This window comes from Stenotrophomonas sp. STEN013, assembly GCF_056760355.1.
Window position 1 is genome coordinate 13512 of sequence record NZ_JBRREO010000008.1, and the last position, 19449, is coordinate 32960.

Genomic DNA, 19449 nt, shown 5'->3' on the forward strand with positions numbered 1-19449 from the left:
CCGCCAGGCTTGCGCAAAAGGCCGGCAACTGCGCCCGGGCGGTTAAAATGCGCGATTGCATCGCAGTATCGGAACAGTCGTGACAGAAACGTGGTTCGGGCAGGCCTGTGGGCAGCCTTCGCAGGAACACCGCCAACGTGCCATCGCCCGCCAGCGGCAGCTGACCAAGCCCGAGGGCGCACTGGGCCGGCTGGAGACGCTGGCCATCGAACTGGCCGCGCTGCAGGCCGCTGACCGGCCGCAGGCCGCGCAGGTGCCGGTGATCGTGTTCGCCGGCGACCACGGGGTTGCCGCGCGCGGGGTCTCGGCCTATCCGGCCGAAGTCACGGTGCAGATGCTGCACAACTTCGCTGCCGGGGGCGCGGCTGTCGCGGTGCTGGCGCGTGAGCTGGGCCTGCCGCTGCATGTGTGGGATGTGGGCAGCCGCGCGACCGCCCCGATCGCCGGAGTCGTCACCGACAAGGCCCGTCACGGCACCGCGGATTTCAGCACCGCCGAGGCGATGTCGGAAGCCGAATTGCGCGCCACTTTCGACGCCGGTCGGCGCGCGGTGGACCCTGTCTGCGCCGGCGGCGCGGACCTGCTGGTGCTGGGGGAAATGGGCATCGGCAATACCACCTCCGCCAGTGCTCTGGCCGCGGTGCTGGGGCCGTTGCCGCTGGAGGAGCTGGTCGGCATCGGCACCGGGCTGGACGCGGTGCGCATGGTGCAGAAGAAGAACATCATCGCCCGCGCGCTGGCCCTGCATGGCGAGGCGATCAACGCCGCGGCATCACCGGGCTGGGAAGCGCTGCGCCGCGTCGGCGGGCTGGAGATCGCGGCGATGAGCGCGGCGATGATCGCCGCCGCACAGCGCGGCGTGCCGGTGCTGGTGGATGGCTTCATCGTCTCGGCCGCCGCGTTGGCCGCGGTGCGCATCAATCCCGGGGTACGGCCGTGGCTGCTGTTCTCGCACCAGTCGGCTGAGCGCGGGCATGTCCGCCTGCTCGAGCTGCTGCAGGCGCAGCCGCTGCTGCAACTGGATCTGCGTCTGGGCGAAGGCTCCGGCGCGGCGCTGGCCTTGCCGCTGGTGCGCATGGCCTGCGCGCTGCACAACCAGATGGCCACGTTTGAAGAAGCGGCCGTGGCCGATCGTGACGGCCGCCGATGATCCTGGATCTGATGCGGCACGCGTCCACCGGGCGCCAGGGCTATCTGGACGGCCGCACCGACCCGCCGCTGGTCGACGGCGCGATGGAGGCGTTGCATCGCTGCCATGCCGGCCTGGACTGGAGCCGGGTGATCGCCTCGCCGCGCCGCCGCGCGCTGGATACCGCGCACGCGCTGCTGGCCGGCACCGACCAGTTCTGCGAGATCCATCCGGACTGGGCCGAGCTCGACTTCGGCGACTGGGACGGTCGTCATTTCGATGAGCTGCCGGCCGAGCAACTGGCCGGCCTGTATGAAGAGCCGCACGAGGTGATGCCACCCAATGGCGAGTCGTGGCAGCAGTTCCAGGCGCGCGTGGAACTGCAGTTGCAGCGGTTGATGGACGAGGACGACGGCGATGGCCGGCCGGTGCTGGTGGTCAGTCATGCCGGCGTGTTGCGGCTGGCGATCTCGCGCATCTGCGGCATGCCGTTGTCGCTGCTGTGGGCGCTGCGTATCGACTACGGCACCCGCGTGCGGTTGCGGGTGGAGCGCGGCGAGGACTGCCGGCTGTGGGGCGAGCTGCTGGAGCTGCGCCAGCCATGAGCGCGCGCCGGCTGATCCTGGCCATCCAGTTCCTGACCCGGCTGCCGACGCCGCAGGTCAAGGACTTCCGCCAGGAGGACCTGAGCCGTTCGGCCGTGTACTACCCGCTGGTGGGTGCGCTTATCGGCGTGCTGCTGGCGCTGCCGCTGTATGCGCTGGGCGAGCGGCCGTGGCTGGCCGGCGCGCTGACCCTGTTGCTGTGGGTGTGGGTGACCGGCGCGCTGCATCTGGACGGGCTGGGCGATGTGGCCGACGCGTTCGGCGCGGCGCATCGCAACCCGCAGCGTTTTCTGGAGGTGCTCAAGGATCCGCACATGGGCGTGTTCGGCGTGGTCACGCTGGTCATGCAGCTGCTGCTCAAGTTCGTGCTGTTGACCGAACTGGCGGCCAGCCCCGCCTGGTTCGGCATCGTGCTGGTGCCGGTGTGGGCGCGCTGGGGCACCTTGTGGTGGAGCCAGCGGATTCCGTCGCTGCATGGCGATGGCATGTGGGAACGTTTTTCCTGGCAGCTGCGGCCGGTGGCGATGTGGCTGTGGGCGCTGTTGCTGGCGGCGCTGACCGGGGTCTGTGCGTGGCCGCTGCTGCTGGCGTTGCTGCTGGTGCCGCTGGTCGCCTGGTACTGGCGGCGCGCGCTGGGCGGTATTTCCGGCGACTGTCTGGGCGCCAGTGTCGAGGTGGTCGAAACCCTGCTGTTGCTGGCGCTGGTGCTGTGGCCGGGCAGCGCGCTGCCGTTCTGGGCGTGAGACGTCAGTTTTCGCCGAAACGGATTTCTGCGGTGCGGTCCGATTCGGCTTCCGCCGGCTCCGCGGGGGGCAGGCGGGTTTCGTGCACCGGCCCGGCGGCCTGAGTGCCGCGCGCGGCCGGCAACTCGGCCAGGGCCGCTTCGTATTCGGCGACCAGCTGCTGACGGCGGGCTTCGGGCACGTCCTGCCAATGACAGTCGACCAGCGCGCCTTCCAGCGAATACAGCAGATTCAGGCTGGGCTTGAAGCCGGCGCGGCGCACTTTCATGAACGCCGCCACCGGACCGGCGGCGACCAGGTCCTGCTGGCTGCGCAATCCCACCTGACGCAGCCATGCGGCGCTTTTCGGGCCGATGTTGCGCAGCTTGGTGGTACTCACGCCAACGACTCGACGAAGACCTGGGCGATGGCTTCCAGGCCGTGCTGGTCCTCGGCATCGAAGCGCGCGGTGACCGGGCTGTCGATATCCAGTACGCCGACCAGCTGGCCGTTATGCAGCAACGGCACCACCAGTTCCGAACGCGAGGCCGAATCGCAGGCGATATGGCCGGGGAACGCATCCACATCATCGATGCGCTGGGTCTGGCGGCTGCTCGCCGCCGCGCCGCAGACGCCCTTGTGCAGGGGAATGCGCACGCAGGCCGGCAAGCCCTGGAAGGGCCCGACCACCAGTTCGGTGCCATCGTAGAAATAGAAACCCGCCCAGTTCAGCTGCGGCAGCGCGTGGTAGATCAGGGCTGACAGATTGGCGGCATTGGCGATGCGGTCGCGTTCGCCGTGCACCAGTGCACGGGCCTGGGCCAGCAGCTGGGCGTACTGTTCCGGCTTGCTGCCGGTGAGGGAGGAGGTATTGAACATCGTATGAGTCTAGCGCCTGCGGGGGCACCGATTGTGCCAGCGGCGACAACGCTGTGGCTGGAATATGTTCGGCGGCTTGGTGACGGCGGGCGCTCACGGGCGGCGGCCGCTGCCATTGCGTTGCCCCAATGGATACCCGGCCGGCATCCCCGGGGGCGGACGAGGTGGCCCGCGTTGGGGTGAGCCTGCGGGCTCGCAGGTTCAGGGAATCCGGGTGCCCGCGTGGCGGTGCGTTCGAAGGGCTCGGGCGCTGGTTCCCTGCGCATATCGCCGGGGTGCAGACTCCGTCCATATCTGCCGGCTGGCGGCGGCCCGTAGTGGTTGCAGGTAGGTGGCCGGCCTGCTGAAAAACGCGGGGCGCCTGCGCAATCTGGCGGTCTTCGTCCGGTCGTCGGCCGGCGTCCCTCAGGGGCCGCGGTAGCTGCAGCCGGAGGTGCAGGTCTCGTGCACGGTCACTTCGCTCAGCAGCGGCAGCGCCGGCTTCAGGCGGTCCCAGATCCACATCGCCAGACGCTCGCTGGTCGGGTTTTCCAGGCCGGGAATGTCATTGAGGTAGTGGTGGTCGAGCTGGTCGTACAGCGGCTGGAAGGCGGCTTTCAGATCGCTGAAATCCATGATCCAGCCGGTGTCCTCGCCCGGTTCGCCGCTGACCTTGAGTTCAACGCGGAACGAATGGCCGTGCAGGCGCGAGCACTTGTGGCCGGTCGGGACGTTGGGCAGCCGGTGGGCGGCCTCGAGGGTGAAAACCTTGAAAATATCCATGGCTCGATTGTATCGCTGGGGCCGGCGGGGAGGCCGGCTTGGGGGGATCTCGGTAAAGCGAAAGGCCGGCAGATGCCGGCCTTTCGCTGGGGGCTGCCTGCGGATCAGGCGCTGGGACGGCGCTGACCGCCACCGCCACCCTGGCGGCGCGGCTGACCATCACGCGGGCCACTGCGTCCGGCCGCGACGCGCTGGCCATTGGCCGGCTTGCGCGGACCGCCGTGGTTGACATGGCCCGCCCGCGGGCTGTCGCCGGTCGGGCGCCGCGCGGCATGGCCGCCGTTGCCACGTCGCGGCGCCTTCTGGCCACCGGGCTGCTCGGCCTTGCCTGGCGCGCTGTTGCCCCAGCGGATCGGGGTCTGCGGCACGAAACCCGGCACATCGGTGATGTCCATATCGCGACCGAGCATGCGCACGATCTGACGCAGCAGCTTGGCCTCGTCCTGCGCCACCAGCGAGATCGCCTCACCGGTGGAGCCGTTGCGGCCGGTACGGCCGATGCGGTGCACGTAGTCTTCCGGGACCATCGGCAGGTCGTAGTTGATGACCTTGGGCAGCTCGTTGATGTCGATGCCACGGGCGGCGATATCGGTGGCCACCAGCACGGTCACGCGACCGGCCTTGAAGTCGCTCAGGGCACGCAGGCGCTGGCCCTGGCTCTTGTTGCCATGGATCGCGGCGGTCTTGATGCCGGATTTCTCCAGGAACTGGGCCAGCTTGTCGCAGCCGTGCTTGGTGCGGCCGAACACCAGCGTCTGTACGCGGGAATCTTCGGCCAGCAGGTGCAGCAGCAGCTCGCGCTTGCGGCTGCCATCAACCGGATGCACGCGGTGGGTGATGGTCTCGGCCACGGTGTTCTTCGGCGTGACCTGGATCTGCTTCGGGTTGTGCATGAACTCCAGCGCCAGCTGCTTGATGCTCTCCTCGAACGTGGCCGAGAACAGCAGGGTCTGGCGGTTCTGGCGCGGCAGCTTGGCCAGGATGCGCTTGATCGAGGGCAAAAAGCCCATGTCGAGCATGCGGTCGGCCTCGTCCAGCACCAGGATCTCGATCCCGGACAGGTCGATGCTGCGACGCTCCAGGTGGTCGATCAGGCGGCCCGGGCAGGCGACCAGCAGGTCCACGCCACGGCGCAGCACGTCCAGCTGGTTGCCCATGCCGACGCCACCGTAGATGCAGGCGCTGGGGATGCGCAGGTACTTGCTGTAGCCGCGCAGGCTGTCATGCACCTGGGTGGCCAGCTCGCGGGTCGGGGCCAGCACCAGCGCCCGCGGCTTGCGCGGACCATTGCCGACCGGCTGCGGCGCGGTGCCTAGGTGCTGCAGCAGCGGCAGGCCGAACGCGGCGGTCTTGCCGGTACCGGTCTGTGCGCCAGCCAGCAGATCGTGACCTTCCAGGGCCAGCGGAATGGCCTGCTCCTGGATCGGGGTCGGGTTTTCGTAGCCCTGCTCGGAAAGCGCGCGCAGCAGGAAGGGCGCAAGGCCCAGATTTTCAAACGACATGGAGAACTCCAAAGAAAATAACGCACGCCCGCAAGGACCTGCGTTGCTGATCGATAAGATCGGCTGATCTCGGAGCGTTCCCGTAAACCGCGCTGCAAGATCTGGATGCAACCAGCGCGAAGCGCTGGCTGGAATGCGTGACGAATGGCGTCGGAGTGGGGGCGGGCGGGCGGACGGGCCAAAAGGCCGCTGGTCCTGCACCGCCGGCGGTCCCTGAGGGAAACGGACGGCCGCTGGCAGACCGCGATAGTCTAAGGGATAGTTGAGATCGGTACAAAAACACCCGTTCAGCTTTTCAAACGGACGGCTGTGTGGATGCGGGCCAATTCATTACACTTGAAACTTGTTTCTTCTGCAGACTGGACGTTCCCATGAAGCTTGGTTCCCTGAAGGAAGGCGGCCGCGACGGCACCCTGATCGTGGTTTCGCGTGACCTGACCCGCGCCGTGCGGGCCACCGGTATTGCCGCCACCTTGCAGCAGGCGCTGGAGGACTGGTCCAACCTGGCGCCGCGCCTGAACGCGCTGTACGAGGCGCTGAACGACGGCAACGCGGCCGAGGCGTTCGAGGTGGAGATGGAGGCGCTGGCCGCACCGCTGCCGCGTGCCTACGAATTCGTCGACGGCAGCGCCTACCTGCCGCACGTGGCGCGGGTGCGCAAGGCGCGTGGTGCCGAGGTGCCGGAGAGCTTCTACACCGATCCGCTGATGTACCAGGCCACCAGCGCCGGTTTCTATGGCCCGCGTGATGCGGTCAAGGTGGTCAGCGAGGACTACGGTATCGATCTGGAAGCCGAGATCGTGGTCATCACCGATGACGTGCCGATGGCGGTCACCCCGGCGCAGGCGGCCGGCCACATCCAGCTGGTGGGGCTGGTCAACGACGTGTCCTTGCGCAACCTGATCCCGGGCGAATTGGCCAAGGGTTTCGGTTTCCTGCAGTCCAAGCCGCGCTCGGCGCTGAGCCCGGTGTTCGTCACCCCCGACGAGCTGGGGGAGGCCTGGCAGGGCAACAAGGTGCACCTGCCGCTGGTCACCCACATCAATGGCCAGTGGTTCGGCGCACCGGAGGCCGGCGTGGACATGCAGTTCGATTTTTCCCAGCTGGTCGCCCACGCCGCCAAGACCCGCCCGCTGTCGGCCGGCGCGATTGTCGGTTCGGGCACCATCGCCAACGAGGACACCTCGCTGGGGGCCTCCTGCTTTGCCGAGCAGCGCACCGTGGAGGCGTTGCGTGACGGCAAGCCGTCCACGCCATTCATGAGCTTCGGCGACGTGGTCCGCATCGAGATGTTCGACCGTGCCGGCAACAGCATTTTCGGCGCGATCGAGCAGCGCATCGAGCCGGCCCAGGCGCCCTGATCCGGCCAACGGCGCAGGGATCAGACCGGCGGTGAGGCAAACCCCGCCGCCGGTGGCTATGGTTGAGGCATGAACATGGAGGCATGGACATGGATGGACAGCTGAAGCTCTACAGCTATTGGCGCTCGAGTGCGGCCTATCGCGTGCGCATCGCCCTGAATCTGAAAGGGCGGGAATACGCGATCGAGCCGGTGCACCTGGTGCGCGATGGCGGCCAGCAGCATTCGGACGACTATGCCGCGCTCAATCCGCAGGAGCTGGTGCCGGCGCTGCGCCACGGCGAGCGTGTGCTGACCCAGTCGCTGGCGATCCTGGAGTACCTGGATGAGATCTGGCCCGAGCCGGCGCTGCTGCCGGACGACTCGGCCGGCCGCGCACGCGTGCGGGCGCTGGCGCAGCTGGTGGCCTGCGATATCCATCCGCTCAACAACCTGCGGGTGATGCAGTTCTTCGATCGCGAGTGGAACGTGCCGCAGGCCGAGCGTGACCTGTGGACCCTGCACTGGATGCGGACCGGCTTCCAGGCGCTGGAGGACATGCTGGTGGGATCGCAGGATACCGGCCGTTTCTGTCACGGCGACAGCCCGGGCATGGCCGACTGCTGTCTGGTACCGCAGCTGTACAACGCTCGCCGGTTCCATCTGGATCTGGCGCCGTATCCGACCCTGGTCCGGATCGAGCAGGCCTGCCTGGGGCTGCCGGCGTTTGACCGCGCCCGCCCGGAGAACCAGCCCGACGCGGCGTGATTGCCGCGGCCGCCCCGGTCCCGCGTCCAGCAATGTAAAAAGCCCCGCATCTGCGGGGCTTTTTCGTGGTCGGCCGTCCGGGCTCAGAAACCGTGGGTGATGGCCGGTGCGGTGGCGGGAGCGGAGAAATCCGCATACGGGTCGAGCTCGCCGCTGCCGCCCTCGGACAGGCGGAACTTCAACGCCAGCCCGTCGCGCGAGTCGGCCGCACGTAGTGCTTCCTCCTGCTCGATGATGCCGTCCTTGGCCATCCGGAACAGGCACTGGTCAAAGCTCTGCATGCCCTCTTCCAGCGACTCTTCCATCGCCTGCTTGATCGCGTGCACCTCGCCGCGGCGCAGCAGGTCGCGGATCATCGGGGTGTTGATCAGCACCTCGGTGGCCGGCCGGCGGCGCCCATCCTTGCCTTTGACCAGACGCTGTGAAACCACCGCGCGCAGGTTCAGCGACAGGTTCATCAGCACGTTCTTGTGCGCGGTTTCCGGGAAGAAGTTGAGGATGCGCTCGATCGTCTGGTCGGCGTTGTTGGAGTGCAGCGTGGCTAGGCACAGGTGGCCGGTCTCGGCGAAGGCGATGGCCGCCTCCATGGTCTCGGCGTCGAGGATCTCGCCGATCAGGATCACGTCCGGCGCCTCGCGCATCGCGTTCTTCAGTGCGTTGTGGAAGGCATGGGTATCCAGGCCGACTTCGCGCTGGTTGACGATGGACATCTTGTGCTTGTGCAGGAACTCGATCGGGTCCTCGATGGTGAGGATGTGCCCGGTCGAGGTGCTGTTGCGGTGGTCGATCATCGAGGCCAGCGAGGTGGACTTGCCCGAGCCGGTCGAGCCGACCACCAGCACCAGTCCGCGCGGGGTCATGATCACATCCTTGAGCACCTGCGGCAGGTGCAGCTCCTCGATGCTGGGGATCTTGCTCTTGATCGCACGGATCACCATGCCCACTTCGCCGCGCTGCTTGAACACGTTGACGCGGAAACGGCCGGCATCGGCCAGCGCGATGGCCATATTGAGCTCCAGGTCACGCTCGAACTGCGGTACCTGGCCCTCATCCATCAGCGAATAGGCGATCTTCTTGACCATGCCCGGTGGCAGGCCGGTATTGCCCAGTGGATAAAGCTTGCCTTCAATCTTGATATAGACCGGCGCCCCGGTGGTCAAAAACATGTCCGAAGCGTTCTTTTCGGTCATCAGCTTCAGGAAATAGCCGATATCCATGCGCAATGTTTCCCCAACAAACGGCGACGTGCCGTTGCAAGCACGCCGCAGGCTTGACGACAATGGCCGCGCACAATCCCTCAGGCAACGGCTCCCCAATGAAACCTAGCTTCGCACAATTACGACGTTTCCTGTATGCAGTGGTTTGCAGTTTGGCCTTGTCCAGCGGTGCTTTCGCGCAGGATCCGGGCGCGGCCGAACTGCTGGCCGCACAGCAGGCGGTGGAGCGCGCCGACCGCGCCGATGCCGACCAGTACGCCGCGGACACGATGGCCATGGCCCGCCAGCAACTGGAACAGGCGCAGCGTGCCGCCGGCGACCGTCGCGAGCGCAAGCAGGTCCCGGTCCTGGCGCTGCGGGCGGCGGCCGATGCCGATTTGGCCCGTGCCCTGAGCGAGGAGGCGGTGGCACAGGCCCAGCTGGCCCAGCGCCGTGCCGAGGTGCAGCAGTTGCAACAGCAGTTGGCGACCGGGGAGGGGCACTGATGGGTATCAGGAACATGCTGGTTGCCGGGCTGCTCGCCCTGCCGTTGGCTGCCATGGCCGCCGAGGATCCGGCAGTGGCGCTGTTGAACCAGCGGCTGGTGGCGCTGCAGGCCGATATGCGTACTGCCGATGTCGCGCCATTCGAGAAGCTGCAGGCGCAGCAGGCCATCGCCGCGCTGGCCAAGGCCAAGCGCAGGGAGCTGGATACGGCCCGGTACCTGGCCGAGCGCCGGGTCGCCATCGCCGAGGCCAGCGCCCGGGCGGCGGTGGCGAGGCGCGAGGTGGATCAGCTCGAGCGCACCCGTGCCGAATTGCTGATTGAAGCCAGCCGTCGGGAAGCGGCCCGTGCCCGTCAGGAGGCCGAGCGCCTGCGCGTCCAGGCGCAGATCCAGGCCGAAGAGGCCGAGCGTATGCGGCTGGCGGCCGAAGCCGAGACGCTGGCCCGCCAGGATGCCGAAACCGCGTTGACCAGTGTGGCCGGCAAACAGGCCGCGCGGCTGACGGCCGCCCAGCAGAACGCGGCCAAGCTGGCCCGCGAGGAGGCCGAACTGGTTTCCGGGCAACGCCTGCCCGGCTCGAAGTTCGACAGTCGCGGGGAAGTATTCACCCTGGCCGGCGATGCCTTTGCCGCAGGGCAGGCGGCGCTGTCGGCCGGCGCGCGCAACCAGGCCAAGGCCTTGGCCGAGTACCTGAACATCGGCAAGAAGGGCCGGGTGGTGATCGAGGGCTACGACAGTGCCAATGGCGTCGGCCAGCGGCGTGCGCAGGCGCTGAAGGATGCGCTGGTGGCGGGTGGGGTTGCGGCCAACCGTATCCAGGTGGCCGGCAAGAAAGCCGCTTCGACCCGGGCGCGTTCGGTGGAGGTGATCGTGGCGCCCTGAGCCGGGTAACTGGCTGAGATTGTTATGTTTTGGTTTGTTTTCCGTGGCTGACTGCGCCGTGTTCCAGACATTTATCCGGCAGTTGCCAATAGCGCTTGCCGGAACCTTTTCGCAGGCGTAGGGTCAATCGTCCGGGCGGTACTTTCGCCGTCCGGACAGCGGAGGGCCGAGCCGATGCAACAGGGGCGCGAACCAGTACCGGGCAACCGCCGGCACGATAGCCGGGGGCTGACGGGTGGTTCCCTCCAGGTGCGTCTTGGCACTCCAATCCCGCAACGCCCCGTGCCGTCAGGCCGGGGCGTTTGTGTATCTGCTGAAGGAGGTAGTCATGTTTGAAGGGCAGCCGCAGAGCAAAATCGATGCGTTGATGAAAGCCGATCCCGAGTTCAAGCAGCTCTACCAGCAACACAAGAAGTTGAACAAGAAGTGCATGGATGCCGGGCTGGGTGTGCTTCCCATCGACGATGTCACGTTGGGCCAGATGAAGCGGGAAAAACTGCTGGCCAAGCAGAAGCTCCTGCGGATCTATGAAAGTGCGTTGAACTGAACCTTCCCCCCGCAATACCGCTTCTGTCGCGGGCGATGGCGGCCTACTCGTCAACCGCTGTCGTCCGCGTCACTCCGCCGGAAATGACGCAAGCACCGTCCGTTGCCTGACTTTCCGGCACATCCATCGGATAATCGACGGTCCGGCCGCTGTTGCGGCGCGATGCGAAACCCTCCGATGCCCATCCATTCCTCCGTCCTCGAACTCATTGGCAACACGCCCATCATCAAGGCCCAGCGGCTGGATGCGGGCGTGTGCGAGCTGTACCTGAAGCTGGAGAGTTCCAATCCGGGCGGGTCGATCAAGGATCGCATCGGTCTGTCGATGATCGAGGCCGCCGAGAGACGTGGTGATCTCAAGCCCGGTGCGACGCTGGTCGAGGGCACCGCCGGCAACACCGGCCTGGGCCTGGCGCTGGTCGCCCAGCAGAAGGGCTACAAGCTGATCCTGGTCGTTCCGGACAAGATGAGCCGGGAGAAGATCTTCAACCTGAAGGCGATGGGCGCCGAGGTGGTGCTGACCCGTTCGGACGTGGCCAAGGGCCATCCGGAGTACTACCAGGACCTGGCCAAGACCGTGGCCGAGCAGACCCCGGGCGCCTACTTCATCAACCAGTTTGGCAACCCGGACAACCCGGCCGCGCACGAGTTCGGTACCGGCCCGGAAATCATCGCGCAGATGGGCGGCGAGCTGGATGCGATCGTGTTCGGCTGCGGCAGCTCCGGCACCATGACCGGCCTGTCGCGCGCCTTTGCCAAGCTCTCGCCCAAGACCGAGCTGGTGCTGGCCGACCCGGTCGGCTCGATCCTGACCCAGTACATCAACGAAGGCACGCTGAGCGAGAAATCCGGCAGCTGGCTGGTGGAAGGCATCGGTGAGGATTTCCTGCCGGACATCGCCGATTTCAGCCGGGTCAAGAAGGCGTACTCGATCAGCGATGCGGAAAGCTTCCACACCGCGCGCGAGCTGCTGGGCAAGGAGGGCATCCTCGGTGGCTCCTCCACCGGCACCCTGCTGGCGGCCGCGCTGAAGTACTGCCGCGAGCAGACCGTGCCCAAGAAGGTGCTGGTGCTGGTATGCGATACCGGCAACAAGTATCTGTCCAAGATGTACAACGACTACTGGATGCTGGACAACGGCTTCCTGCAGCGCCCGCAGCACGGCGACCTGCGCGACCTGATCCTGCGCCCGTACAGCCAGCGTGACACCGTGGTGGTGGGCCCGAAGGACCTGCTGACCACCGCCTACCAGCGCATGAAGCTGTATGACGTGTCGCAGCTGCCGGTGATGGAAGGCAACCAGCTGGTTGGCATCATCGACGAGAGCGACGTGCTGCTGCACGTGTACGGCGACGAAGTCCGGTTCCGTGATCCGGTGTCGGTGGCGATGGTCAGCAAGCTGGACCGGCTGGACGTCAACTCGCCGATTGAGGCGCTGCTGCCTGTGTTCGATCGCGGCCAGGTGGCGATCATCACCGACGGCGAGGTGTTTCTCGGTCTGATCACCCGCATCGACCTGCTGAACTATCTGCGGCGTCGGATTCAGTAAGTTGGATAACTCGCCTCGTCGGCAAATCACTGGCTAAGGAACCGGGCTCCGCTCTAGATCTGTAGCGGTACGCGGTCATGAGCGAAAATTTCTGAGCCGTTTGCACACACTCTTCCATTTTGAGGAATTTCATGTCTGCCACGATTGCAGCCGTCATACCCAGTTACAAGGTGACCCAGCACATCCTGGGGGTGATCGGCCAGATGGGCGAGGAAGTCAGTCGCATCTATGTGGTTGATGACTGCTGTCCTGTAGGAAGTGGCGATTTCGTGGAGCTCCACTGTAGGGATCCGCGAGTGACGGTATTGCGACACGCGGAGAATAAAGGTGTAGGCGGCGCCGTGATGACTGGCTACCAAGCGGCCATCGAAGACGGCGTGGACATCATTGTGAAGGTGGACGGTGATGGGCAAATGGATCCGCGGCTCATTCCCAGCTTCGTTGCGCCTATTTTGGCTGGCGAGGCTGACTACACCAAAGGCAATCGATTCTTTGACCTTGAACAGATCAGCCAAATGCCAAAAGTTCGACTGTTCGGCAACGCAGGCTTGTCCCTGTTGACCAAGCTGTCTTCGGGTTATTGGGATCTGTTTGATCCTACCAATGGTTATACGGCCATCCACCGTGATGTGGCACGCCACCTTCCGTTGCACCGAATCAGCCAGCGCTATTTCTTTGAAACCGACATGCTGTTCCGGCTAGGCACATTACGTGCAGTGGTCGTGGATGTTCCTATGCATGCACGATACGCGGATGAGGTAAGTAATTTAAGTGTGGGCCAGGTGATTGGCGAGTTTCTGACCAAGAACATACGTAATACGTTCAAACGTATTTTCTACAATTACTACCTGCGTGATTTGTCGCTGGCGTCATTCGAACTGCCTACAGGTACTCTGCTGTTTCTGTTTGGTATCATCTTCGGGGGAGCTAGTTGGTTGCAGGCAGTGAGCGCCGGAACACCGGCCTCCAGCGGTACGGTGATGCTGGCTGCGATGCCGATACTGGTTGGCGTCCAGCTCATACTCGCGTTCATTGGACATGACGTGCGGGCGACTCCAGTCAAGGCGATCCACCCGCGATGGGCTCCGGTAACGGGTATGGAGGTGGGGCGATGAGCCGCGTTGGCGCTTCTATTGTGAGTGACGAATCTTTCAAGCCGATGCCCGGATACGCTGCAGGCGCATGCTTCCTGCTTTTATTGCTCGGAGTGATCTGGCAGGCATTGACGCCATCGTTTCAGGCGCCTGACGAGTTCGACCACGTCAAGCGGGCCTATATGTTGGGCCAAGGGCAGATCTTGCTGGACTCCTCGGAGGGGCAGTCCTCGGGTGGTTACGTTGATGCTGGACTGCTCCAATACATGGAACATTTCACAAATATGGCCGGTAAGGCTTCTGTGAAGATTTCCAGCAGTGAACTGGCCGCGGCGCGAAGCGTCAAATGGAAAGGAGAGAGCGTCCGGGTGCCGCAACAAGCTACCGGCTACTATTTTCCATTGGTCTATACGCCGCAAGCCATTGGCCTTTGGACAGGCAAGGTTGCGGATCTTTCCGTTGATCGCTCATACCGCTTGTCGCGGTTGTTGACGTTGTTCGCCTGTGTTGGCCTGCTGTACTGGGCGTTCAGATTGTTCCCGCCACCGCCGCTTGTGCTGGCGTTGGTGATGCTGCCGATGACCAGCTTCCTGCTTGGGTTCGCTGTGCTGGATGGTATGGCCACCGGCTTGGCGGTGCTGGCAATATCTGCGTTCTTGCGAATAGTTGCCGCTGATGATACGCGGCGATCTACCGCGTTTATCATGCTGATTGCGTTGGGCTTATTCACCGCCTGTCGCGCAAACGCGCTACCGTTCTTGCTGCTGCCCTTCATCGCCGCCTGGTACAGGCGGGATAGGCGTTTGGCAATCGGTGCTACAGCTCTGGCCGTGTTGGTTGTCGCTTGGACCTTGATCAGCATTAAGACCACGGTTTATCCGCCAGGCGCACGTAACATTGACCACATGGCGCGTCTGAGCGAGTACCTGCTCGACCCGCTGGCGTTCCTCAAACTTATCCACGCCACGTTGACCAGTCCTGGCATTGCCAGCTACTACACGTATTCCTTCCTCGGTAATCTTGGGTGGCTGGATACCCCGCTCGGGGCGTCACACTACCTTCTATGCGCGTTGCTGCTTGTGGTCGCTGCTGCCTGCTCGGTGGCATGGAATCAGTTTCCGGGCACGGGGGTGGCGCGCTGGGGGTTGGTGGTCGTACTGGTCGCTACCATTTTGCTGACGTTCCTCGCGTTGCTGGTTCAATGGACTATCGGCGATTCGGTTATTATTCAGGGTGTTCAGGGTCGTTATTTCCTTATTCCTGCGTTGGCCTTGGCTTACGCTATCGGTGCGGATCCACATCCAGTGGCATCTCCATTGGCATACGTGGGCCGTACCAGCGTCTTCGCGATGGCGCTTGTAACCGCATTTTCCTTGTCGACTGTGCTGCCGCTGCGCTACTTCGTGACGAAGGGTGAGGTGATGTTGCCGCCACCGCAGGTACTTGTTCCCAGTCCGGTGTTGACAACGGAGAGCTCGGTACCTCTGCAACTACCAGCTGCACAGGTGACCAATCCTGCTCCCTTGGTTGAACTGAAGCTGCTGGTGGGCACATACATGCGCCGCAATGAGGGGCAGGCTGAGGTGCGCTTGTGGAGTCGCGAGGGCGATACCTTCACCGCGGTGTTCGACTTACCGGAACTGGAAGACAATGGCTACAAAACCATTGTCCTAGATGGAAAGCCCTATGTAGGTGGCGAAGTGCGCGCGCGCGGGCAGGGGGGCGGGATCAGCATCTGGGAAGTGCGCCAAGCCGATGGTGATCTGCAAGGATCCTGCCTGGTGCTGGCATCGGTTGACGGCGGTATCAATCAACCCTTGGAGGGTTGCCCGATTCCGCCCTGATCTTTGGAGGATGAGAAAAGGCCCCTAGTCTAGTGACTTAGGGGCCTTGGATTCTCAGGCGACTGTCCGATGTTGCGCCGGGTGTCGTTTCATAACGTCATGCATATAGACAAGCAATTCTTCAGCTTGCTGCTCGAACAGACGGATCATCTCTGGATATGGATTGCGGTAGCCATCCAGCCGGGATGGATTATCAAGCAGGCGCTGGAGCGCAGCTTTGAACATCGCGGTGCCGTTAACCAGTGGAACCACATCGCCGTTCTCACCTGAAATGATATCTTCAACAGCCCCACCAGCATCAGTGGCCACTACCCATGTATCCCGGAGCATCGCTTCGCGGATGGTTAGTCCGAAGCTTTCCTTGCACTGGGTTGGGAACAGTAGTACATCGATACTGGAAAAGAACTCATCTATGGTCCCCTGTGTATATGCGGGGACTATCTTCAGAGTGCCGGGGATCTTCCAGGTTTCCTCGAAGATGTGGCGGTTGCCCAAGTTGAGTGCGGCATCTACGACATGCAGCTCGTACTCGGTGTGCGGCAATTGACCCAGTACTTCCTTGATTAGCTCACTGCCCTTGGCTGGACCCTCACCGCCCACGAACCCGAAGCGCAGCTTACGCTTGCTGGGCGGTGTGCGCTCAATGGGCGCCGATGGTGGCACTACGCCGTTCTTGTTGACCACAATGCGCGACGGATCGAACCCATTGTCGGCGTAGACACCCCTGAAGAATGTGCTCGGCGCCATTATCAGAGCGGCCTCTGAGAGGATCTGCCGAAGACGATGCTGGCGATACGGATTCAGTGCTGGGTTGGCGACGCAGCGTGAGCAGATGCTCAAGTCGACCTTGCTTTGGTGGCAGTACTTTCCCTGCCCGGTAATCATGAATTGACGAGCACAAATCCACCACGCATCGTGCACTGTCACCACGTAGGGGATACCAGCTTCCTTGCAAGCTTCGGCAATCTGGACGCCGAATCCCTGGATTGAATGCAGGTGAACGACGTCCGGGCGCCAGGCCCGCAAAATTTCGCGAAATGCGATCGGGCTGAATGGATTGTCAAAATCGAAAGCCGGATCGGCTTCGAACGGCAAGCCCATTGCAAAAACCTCGCCAGCAGAAGAATGATAGCGAGTGATTTTGTACGGTGGAACGTCGGTGCAAGGTAGTGATGTCATTACGGCATAACGTGCCTTGCCGCTTGCATTCACACGTCGGGCGACTTCCTCAGCAACGATCGTTGCACCACCAAAGCTACGCGGCTCGAAGAAAATATTCACGCCGAGAATGCGCGGGCCGCTAGTTTTATAGCGATTCAGTGGAGCCAATAGCGGCAGAACTTGCTCCCGTGCCACGACGCTGGGGGTGTATCGGCGCATAACATAGCTGTAGGCCTTGGACGCAATGCGTGCCCTCAGCGAGGAATCGTTGATCAATGCGAGCAGGCATTGCTTCCACTGTGTCGCATTTGCAGCCAACATTCCTGTTTCACCGTGGGTGATGGTGTCGCGGAATTCCTTGGTGGGCGAGCAGATCGATGGCAGCTTTATAACTGCCGCTTCCAAATACTTGATGTTGGATTTGGCGTCGTTGAATGTGCTTGATTCCAGTGGCGCGATGCTGATATCGCACTTCGCCAGTCGAGTCAGGTAGGTTGCGTAATCGGAAGCAGGGATTCGTTCAATCTGGTTCTGAACCATATTGAATCCCGACGGCAGATTTAGCGTTCCGATCACGGTCAGACGAACGTGATAGTTACTGCGAAGTATCTCAAGTAGGGCATCGGCACATTGGAGGAAATCTGAGTCATGCGATGCGGAGCCCGATCCGTAGGCGATACGTACCAGTCCGTCGTGGTGACGCGGACTGGCATTGATCTCTTCAGCCACCACAAGGGTCTGATCATCAAGTGCATTGTTCACCACGTGGACATCAACAACTCCACAGGAGCGCATTGCATCAGCAAGTGTCTGCGTGGATGCTATGCAGGAGTCGCAGGCCAGCATGGCGGAGCGATAGAGTGGCACGCCGTTGAGGATGGACTCGCGGGTATGCCGGTCGAGATCTTTCAGGTTGCTGTTGGTTTCATAGAGAGCCTTATCGAAGATCAGGTCGTCCACTTCCCAGATGGTGTGCATACCTAGTTCTTTGGCGCGCTCGATGGATTTAAGCTGCACCTCGAAGCCAGGAACCCTATAGAAAATTGCTACGGTGTGCGTATTGAGTAGGTCTCGCGCAGAATCCAAGTCTTCCCAGCGCGTGATGCTGCAGTCAAATCCCAGTTCCTGGACCATCTGTTGCTTTTGCAATACGCGATATTTCGTGCATTGTGCAAGATTCATGTCGGCGATGATGAGTACTCGCAGTGTGAGCTCGGTTAAAGCGGGATTGCCGGGTGGGAGCTTGTACTGCGGCCTATAAGCTGTTGCAGCGTCACGATGGCGCAAGAGGCGGAGCACGCGCTGCGGCTGCCGAGCGATGTGTGATAGCTCACGCAGCAATCCTATTGTGCCCCGCTCGGCAAGTAGTCGACGTGCTGTAGACAGATGTCCGCGGAGTCGATGCAGCATATTTCTGACGCGGCGGGCGAGCAGGCCGCCCACACGCAGCGGGTATGTCAGCCGCCAAGAACGCGATTCGAGAAGATCCTGGATGCGCGAATTGGCCTGATGCAGGGCGCCTACAGAGGATTGTGTGCTGAGATTGCTGCGATTTAGCGATTGGGTCAGGAGGTCTTGACGGCGGAGCAGCTGTCCTTGTTCCTGCTCAGCGATCGCCGATCGCAGTCGTGAAACCATGAGTTCTCGCCACAGTAGAGCTGCTAAGCGATTGCCGGATGCTGCGGCAGTGCTGGCTTCGGCCAACACAGGACGAAGCTCTTCCGGCAGCTGCAACCGCTGCTGGGTGTCTAGACTGAGGCAGTCGTTCAATCCGAGGAGCATGTGGACGCTGGTCTGCGTACTGCCTTGCACAGTAGGAAGAGTGCTGGCCCAGAGTGCAGTTTCCGCATTGCCAAGAGGTTGCAGTAAAATCACCTGCTCGGTCGTTGGATTGCCTTGCAAATGTCTCAGCAAGCTGTGAATGGTCTGTCGCAGGCTTTCCTGCTGGAAATGAATCAGTAAGCCTTGGCCGCCAGGCTGCAGCGGCCGAAGCTGTATCTTGGCCTCTGCAGGATCAGCATCACGGCAGTCCACCCGGATGTGGGTTCGCGCGATTCTTGCGGCCAACTCACTGATGGCTTCCGCGTCAATCTCGTGTAGGTGGATCGTTCCGGGAGTTCCATTCTCAAACGCAATTTCCACAGCAGAGAGTACTTCTTCCTTCATGTTGACCTGCTACCTTCCTAAGTTCTATTACGATTTGTGGGTGAGTCAGCCTCCGACGTGTTGCTCGTAGGCGCTTACTACTTCCTCTGTAGGGCCGAACATTTTCACTTGGCCGTTGTCCATCCAGAGGGTCTTGTTGCAGACGCGCCTGATTTCTGAATTGGAATGCATGGCCAATACAACGATCTCGGCACGGCTGTGCAGATCCTGTAGGCGTTTCTGTGCCTTATGCATGAACGATGCATCGCCGACACCCATCACTTCGTCCAACAGCAGAATCTCGGCTTCCACCGCGGTGGATACCGCAAATGCCAAGCGAACTCGCATGCCGCTGGAATAGGTGCGTATTGGTAGATCTAGGTAGTCCCCAAGTTCACAGAACTCGGCGATCTCGGCGGTCTTCTCACGGATCTCGGCATCCTCCATGCCTAAGAGTAGTCCACGCAGTCGGATGTTCTGGATACCGGTGGAATTGTCGTCCATGCCTAGGCTTATATCGAGCAGTGGCACGATCTTGCCTTCGTGGGAGATGTTGCCCTGAGTTGGTGCGTAGATGCCAGCCAAAGTGCGCAGCAGTGTCGATTTTCCTGCGCCGTTGTGCCCTATCAAGCCTATGCGGTCACCGCTTTCAAAGCGAACACTCACATCATTCAGTGCACGCACGATGATTACGCCATCGTTGCCCTCGGCTATGGCGTTCTTGCGCCCTAGGCGCATAACCTGGCGTTTCAGCGAACGTCCATGGACCTCAAAGATCGGAAGGTCCAAGAACACGTTGTCGAGTTGAATGAATGCCATGC

General features: G+C 62.7%; 18 protein-coding genes. 11 read left to right on the forward strand and 7 right to left on the reverse strand.

Features of this window, described 5'->3' with window-relative positions; translation table 11 throughout:
- The first annotated feature begins 79 nt into the window (after nt 1–79).
- Genes cobT through cobS form a run of 3 tightly spaced genes read left to right on the forward strand, consistent with a single transcriptional unit; the run spans nt 80 to nt 2477 of the window.
- The gene (gene cobT, locus ACVOMH_RS13750) at nt 80–1150 is read left to right on the forward strand and encodes a nicotinate-nucleotide--dimethylbenzimidazole phosphoribosyltransferase (RefSeq protein WP_481552323.1); all 1071 of its coding nucleotides are present in this window, start codon (nt 80–82) and stop codon (nt 1148–1150) included.
- Nucleotides 1147–1734, forward strand: a complete 588-nt coding sequence (locus ACVOMH_RS13755) for a histidine phosphatase family protein (RefSeq protein WP_481552324.1) — start codon at nt 1147–1149, stop codon at nt 1732–1734. The genes cobT and ACVOMH_RS13755 overlap by 4 nt, the downstream gene beginning before the upstream one ends.
- Complete coding sequence (cobS, locus tag ACVOMH_RS13760; RefSeq protein ID WP_481552325.1) at nt 1731–2477, forward strand: adenosylcobinamide-GDP ribazoletransferase; 747 nt, start codon at nt 1731–1733, stop codon at nt 2475–2477. Before ACVOMH_RS13755 ends, cobS begins: the two co-directional genes overlap by 4 nt.
- A 4-nt stretch (nt 2478–2481) precedes the next feature.
- On the opposite strand, the gene ACVOMH_RS13765 is transcribed toward cobS, so the two are convergent.
- The 4 genes from ACVOMH_RS13765 to ACVOMH_RS13780 all read right to left on the reverse strand — a co-directional run bounded on the left by ACVOMH_RS13765 (nt 2482) and on the right by ACVOMH_RS13780 (nt 5599).
- The gene (locus tag ACVOMH_RS13765; RefSeq protein WP_481552326.1) at nt 2482–2856 is read right to left on the reverse strand and encodes a TfoX/Sxy family protein; all 375 of its coding nucleotides are present in this window, start codon (nt 2854–2856) and stop codon (nt 2482–2484) included.
- On the reverse strand, nt 2853–3335 hold the full coding sequence (locus ACVOMH_RS13770; RefSeq protein ID WP_481552327.1) for a GAF domain-containing protein: 483 nt from the start codon (nt 3333–3335) through the stop codon (nt 2853–2855). The genes ACVOMH_RS13765 and ACVOMH_RS13770 overlap by 4 nt, the downstream gene beginning before the upstream one ends.
- Nucleotides 3336–3740: 405 nt before the next feature.
- Nucleotides 3741–4097, reverse strand: coding sequence for a 6-carboxytetrahydropterin synthase QueD (gene queD, locus ACVOMH_RS13775; protein WP_054660459.1), 357 nt, complete (start codon nt 4095–4097; stop codon nt 3741–3743).
- 104 nt (nt 4098–4201) lie between these two features.
- On the reverse strand, nt 4202–5599 hold the full coding sequence (locus ACVOMH_RS13780; protein ID WP_057506375.1) for a DEAD/DEAH box helicase: 1398 nt from the start codon (nt 5597–5599) through the stop codon (nt 4202–4204).
- Nucleotides 5600–5970: 371 nt separating this feature from the next.
- On the opposite strand from ACVOMH_RS13780, the gene ACVOMH_RS13785 reads away from it, so the two are divergent.
- A complete protein-coding gene (locus ACVOMH_RS13785) occupies nt 5971–6960 on the forward strand; it encodes a fumarylacetoacetate hydrolase family protein (RefSeq protein WP_057506366.1) in 990 nt (329 codons plus the stop codon).
- 89 nt (nt 6961–7049) lie between these two features.
- A complete protein-coding gene (gene maiA / locus ACVOMH_RS13790) occupies nt 7050–7706 on the forward strand; it encodes a maleylacetoacetate isomerase (protein WP_481523266.1) in 657 nt (218 codons plus the stop codon).
- Nucleotides 7707–7789: 83 nt separating this feature from the next.
- On the opposite strand, the gene ACVOMH_RS13795 is transcribed toward maiA, so the two are convergent.
- On the reverse strand, nt 7790–8923 hold the full coding sequence (locus tag ACVOMH_RS13795) for a PilT/PilU family type 4a pilus ATPase (protein WP_054659925.1): 1134 nt from the start codon (nt 8921–8923) through the stop codon (nt 7790–7792).
- 98 nt (nt 8924–9021) lie between these two features.
- Here ACVOMH_RS13795 and ACVOMH_RS13800 point away from each other — a divergent pair, with 98 nt between their 5' ends.
- The 6 genes from ACVOMH_RS13800 to ACVOMH_RS13825 all read left to right on the forward strand — a co-directional run bounded on the left by ACVOMH_RS13800 (nt 9022) and on the right by ACVOMH_RS13825 (nt 15322).
- Nucleotides 9022–9408 (forward strand): DUF4398 domain-containing protein, encoded by a 387-nt coding sequence (locus ACVOMH_RS13800; RefSeq protein ID WP_057506367.1) that lies wholly within the window; start codon nt 9022–9024, stop codon nt 9406–9408.
- The gene (locus tag ACVOMH_RS13805; protein ID WP_057506368.1) at nt 9408–10289 is read left to right on the forward strand and encodes an OmpA family protein; all 882 of its coding nucleotides are present in this window, start codon (nt 9408–9410) and stop codon (nt 10287–10289) included. The genes ACVOMH_RS13800 and ACVOMH_RS13805 overlap by 1 nt, the downstream gene beginning before the upstream one ends.
- Nucleotides 10290–10617: 328 nt before the next feature.
- Nucleotides 10618–10836, forward strand: coding sequence for an HP1242/YdcH family protein (locus ACVOMH_RS13810; protein WP_054658314.1), 219 nt, complete (start codon nt 10618–10620; stop codon nt 10834–10836).
- A 177-nt stretch (nt 10837–11013) separates the two neighbouring features.
- On the forward strand, nt 11014–12384 hold the full coding sequence (locus ACVOMH_RS13815) for a pyridoxal-phosphate dependent enzyme (protein ID WP_481552328.1): 1371 nt from the start codon (nt 11014–11016) through the stop codon (nt 12382–12384).
- Nucleotides 12385–12515: 131 nt separating this feature from the next.
- Complete coding sequence (locus ACVOMH_RS13820; RefSeq protein WP_481552329.1) at nt 12516–13499, forward strand: glycosyltransferase family 2 protein; 984 nt, start codon at nt 12516–12518, stop codon at nt 13497–13499.
- Nucleotides 13496–15322, forward strand: a complete 1827-nt coding sequence (locus ACVOMH_RS13825) for a DUF2142 domain-containing protein (protein WP_481552330.1) — start codon at nt 13496–13498, stop codon at nt 15320–15322. The genes ACVOMH_RS13820 and ACVOMH_RS13825 overlap by 4 nt, the downstream gene beginning before the upstream one ends.
- A 54-nt stretch (nt 15323–15376) precedes the next feature.
- Here the strand turns inward: ACVOMH_RS13825 and ACVOMH_RS13830 are convergent, their stop codons facing one another.
- Both ACVOMH_RS13830 and ACVOMH_RS13835 read right to left on the reverse strand, forming a co-directional pair.
- Nucleotides 15377–18649, reverse strand: a complete 3273-nt coding sequence (locus tag ACVOMH_RS13830) for a glycosyltransferase (RefSeq protein WP_481552331.1) — start codon at nt 18647–18649, stop codon at nt 15377–15379.
- Nucleotides 18650–18694: 45 nt separating this feature from the next.
- Nucleotides 18695–19447, reverse strand: a complete 753-nt coding sequence (locus tag ACVOMH_RS13835) for an ABC transporter ATP-binding protein (protein ID WP_481552332.1) — start codon at nt 19445–19447, stop codon at nt 18695–18697.
- Between the last annotated feature and the right edge of the window lie 2 nt (nt 19448–19449).

Coding starts and splice junctions, on each gene's coding strand:
- ACVOMH_RS13755 (WP_481552324.1), top strand. CDS start 1,147: ATGATCCTGGATCTGATGCGGCACGCGTCCACCGGGCGCCAGGGCTAT.
- cobS (WP_481552325.1), top strand. CDS start 1,731: ATGAGCGCGCGCCGGCTGATCCTGGCCATCCAGTTCCTGACCCGGCTG.
- ACVOMH_RS13770 (WP_481552327.1), bottom strand. CDS start 3,335: ATGTTCAATACCTCCTCCCTCACCGGCAGCAAGCCGGAACAGTACGCC.
- queD (WP_054660459.1), bottom strand. CDS start 4,097: ATGGATATTTTCAAGGTTTTCACCCTCGAGGCCGCCCACCGGCTGCCC.
- ACVOMH_RS13780 (WP_057506375.1), bottom strand. CDS start 5,599: ATGTCGTTTGAAAATCTGGGCCTTGCGCCCTTCCTGCTGCGCGCGCTT.
- ACVOMH_RS13785 (WP_057506366.1), top strand. CDS start 5,971: ATGAAGCTTGGTTCCCTGAAGGAAGGCGGCCGCGACGGCACCCTGATC.
- maiA (WP_481523266.1), top strand. CDS start 7,050: ATGGATGGACAGCTGAAGCTCTACAGCTATTGGCGCTCGAGTGCGGCC.
- ACVOMH_RS13795 (WP_054659925.1), bottom strand. CDS start 8,923: ATGGATATCGGCTATTTCCTGAAGCTGATGACCGAAAAGAACGCTTCG.
- ACVOMH_RS13800 (WP_057506367.1), top strand. CDS start 9,022: ATGAAACCTAGCTTCGCACAATTACGACGTTTCCTGTATGCAGTGGTT.
- ACVOMH_RS13805 (WP_057506368.1), top strand. CDS start 9,408: ATGGGTATCAGGAACATGCTGGTTGCCGGGCTGCTCGCCCTGCCGTTG.
- ACVOMH_RS13810 (WP_054658314.1), top strand. CDS start 10,618: ATGTTTGAAGGGCAGCCGCAGAGCAAAATCGATGCGTTGATGAAAGCC.
- ACVOMH_RS13815 (WP_481552328.1), top strand. CDS start 11,014: ATGCCCATCCATTCCTCCGTCCTCGAACTCATTGGCAACACGCCCATC.
- ACVOMH_RS13820 (WP_481552329.1), top strand. CDS start 12,516: ATGTCTGCCACGATTGCAGCCGTCATACCCAGTTACAAGGTGACCCAG.
- ACVOMH_RS13825 (WP_481552330.1), top strand. CDS start 13,496: ATGAGCCGCGTTGGCGCTTCTATTGTGAGTGACGAATCTTTCAAGCCG.
- ACVOMH_RS13830 (WP_481552331.1), bottom strand. CDS start 18,649: ATGAAGGAAGAAGTACTCTCTGCTGTGGAAATTGCGTTTGAGAATGGA.
- ACVOMH_RS13835 (WP_481552332.1), bottom strand. CDS start 19,447: ATGGCATTCATTCAACTCGACAACGTGTTCTTGGACCTTCCGATCTTT.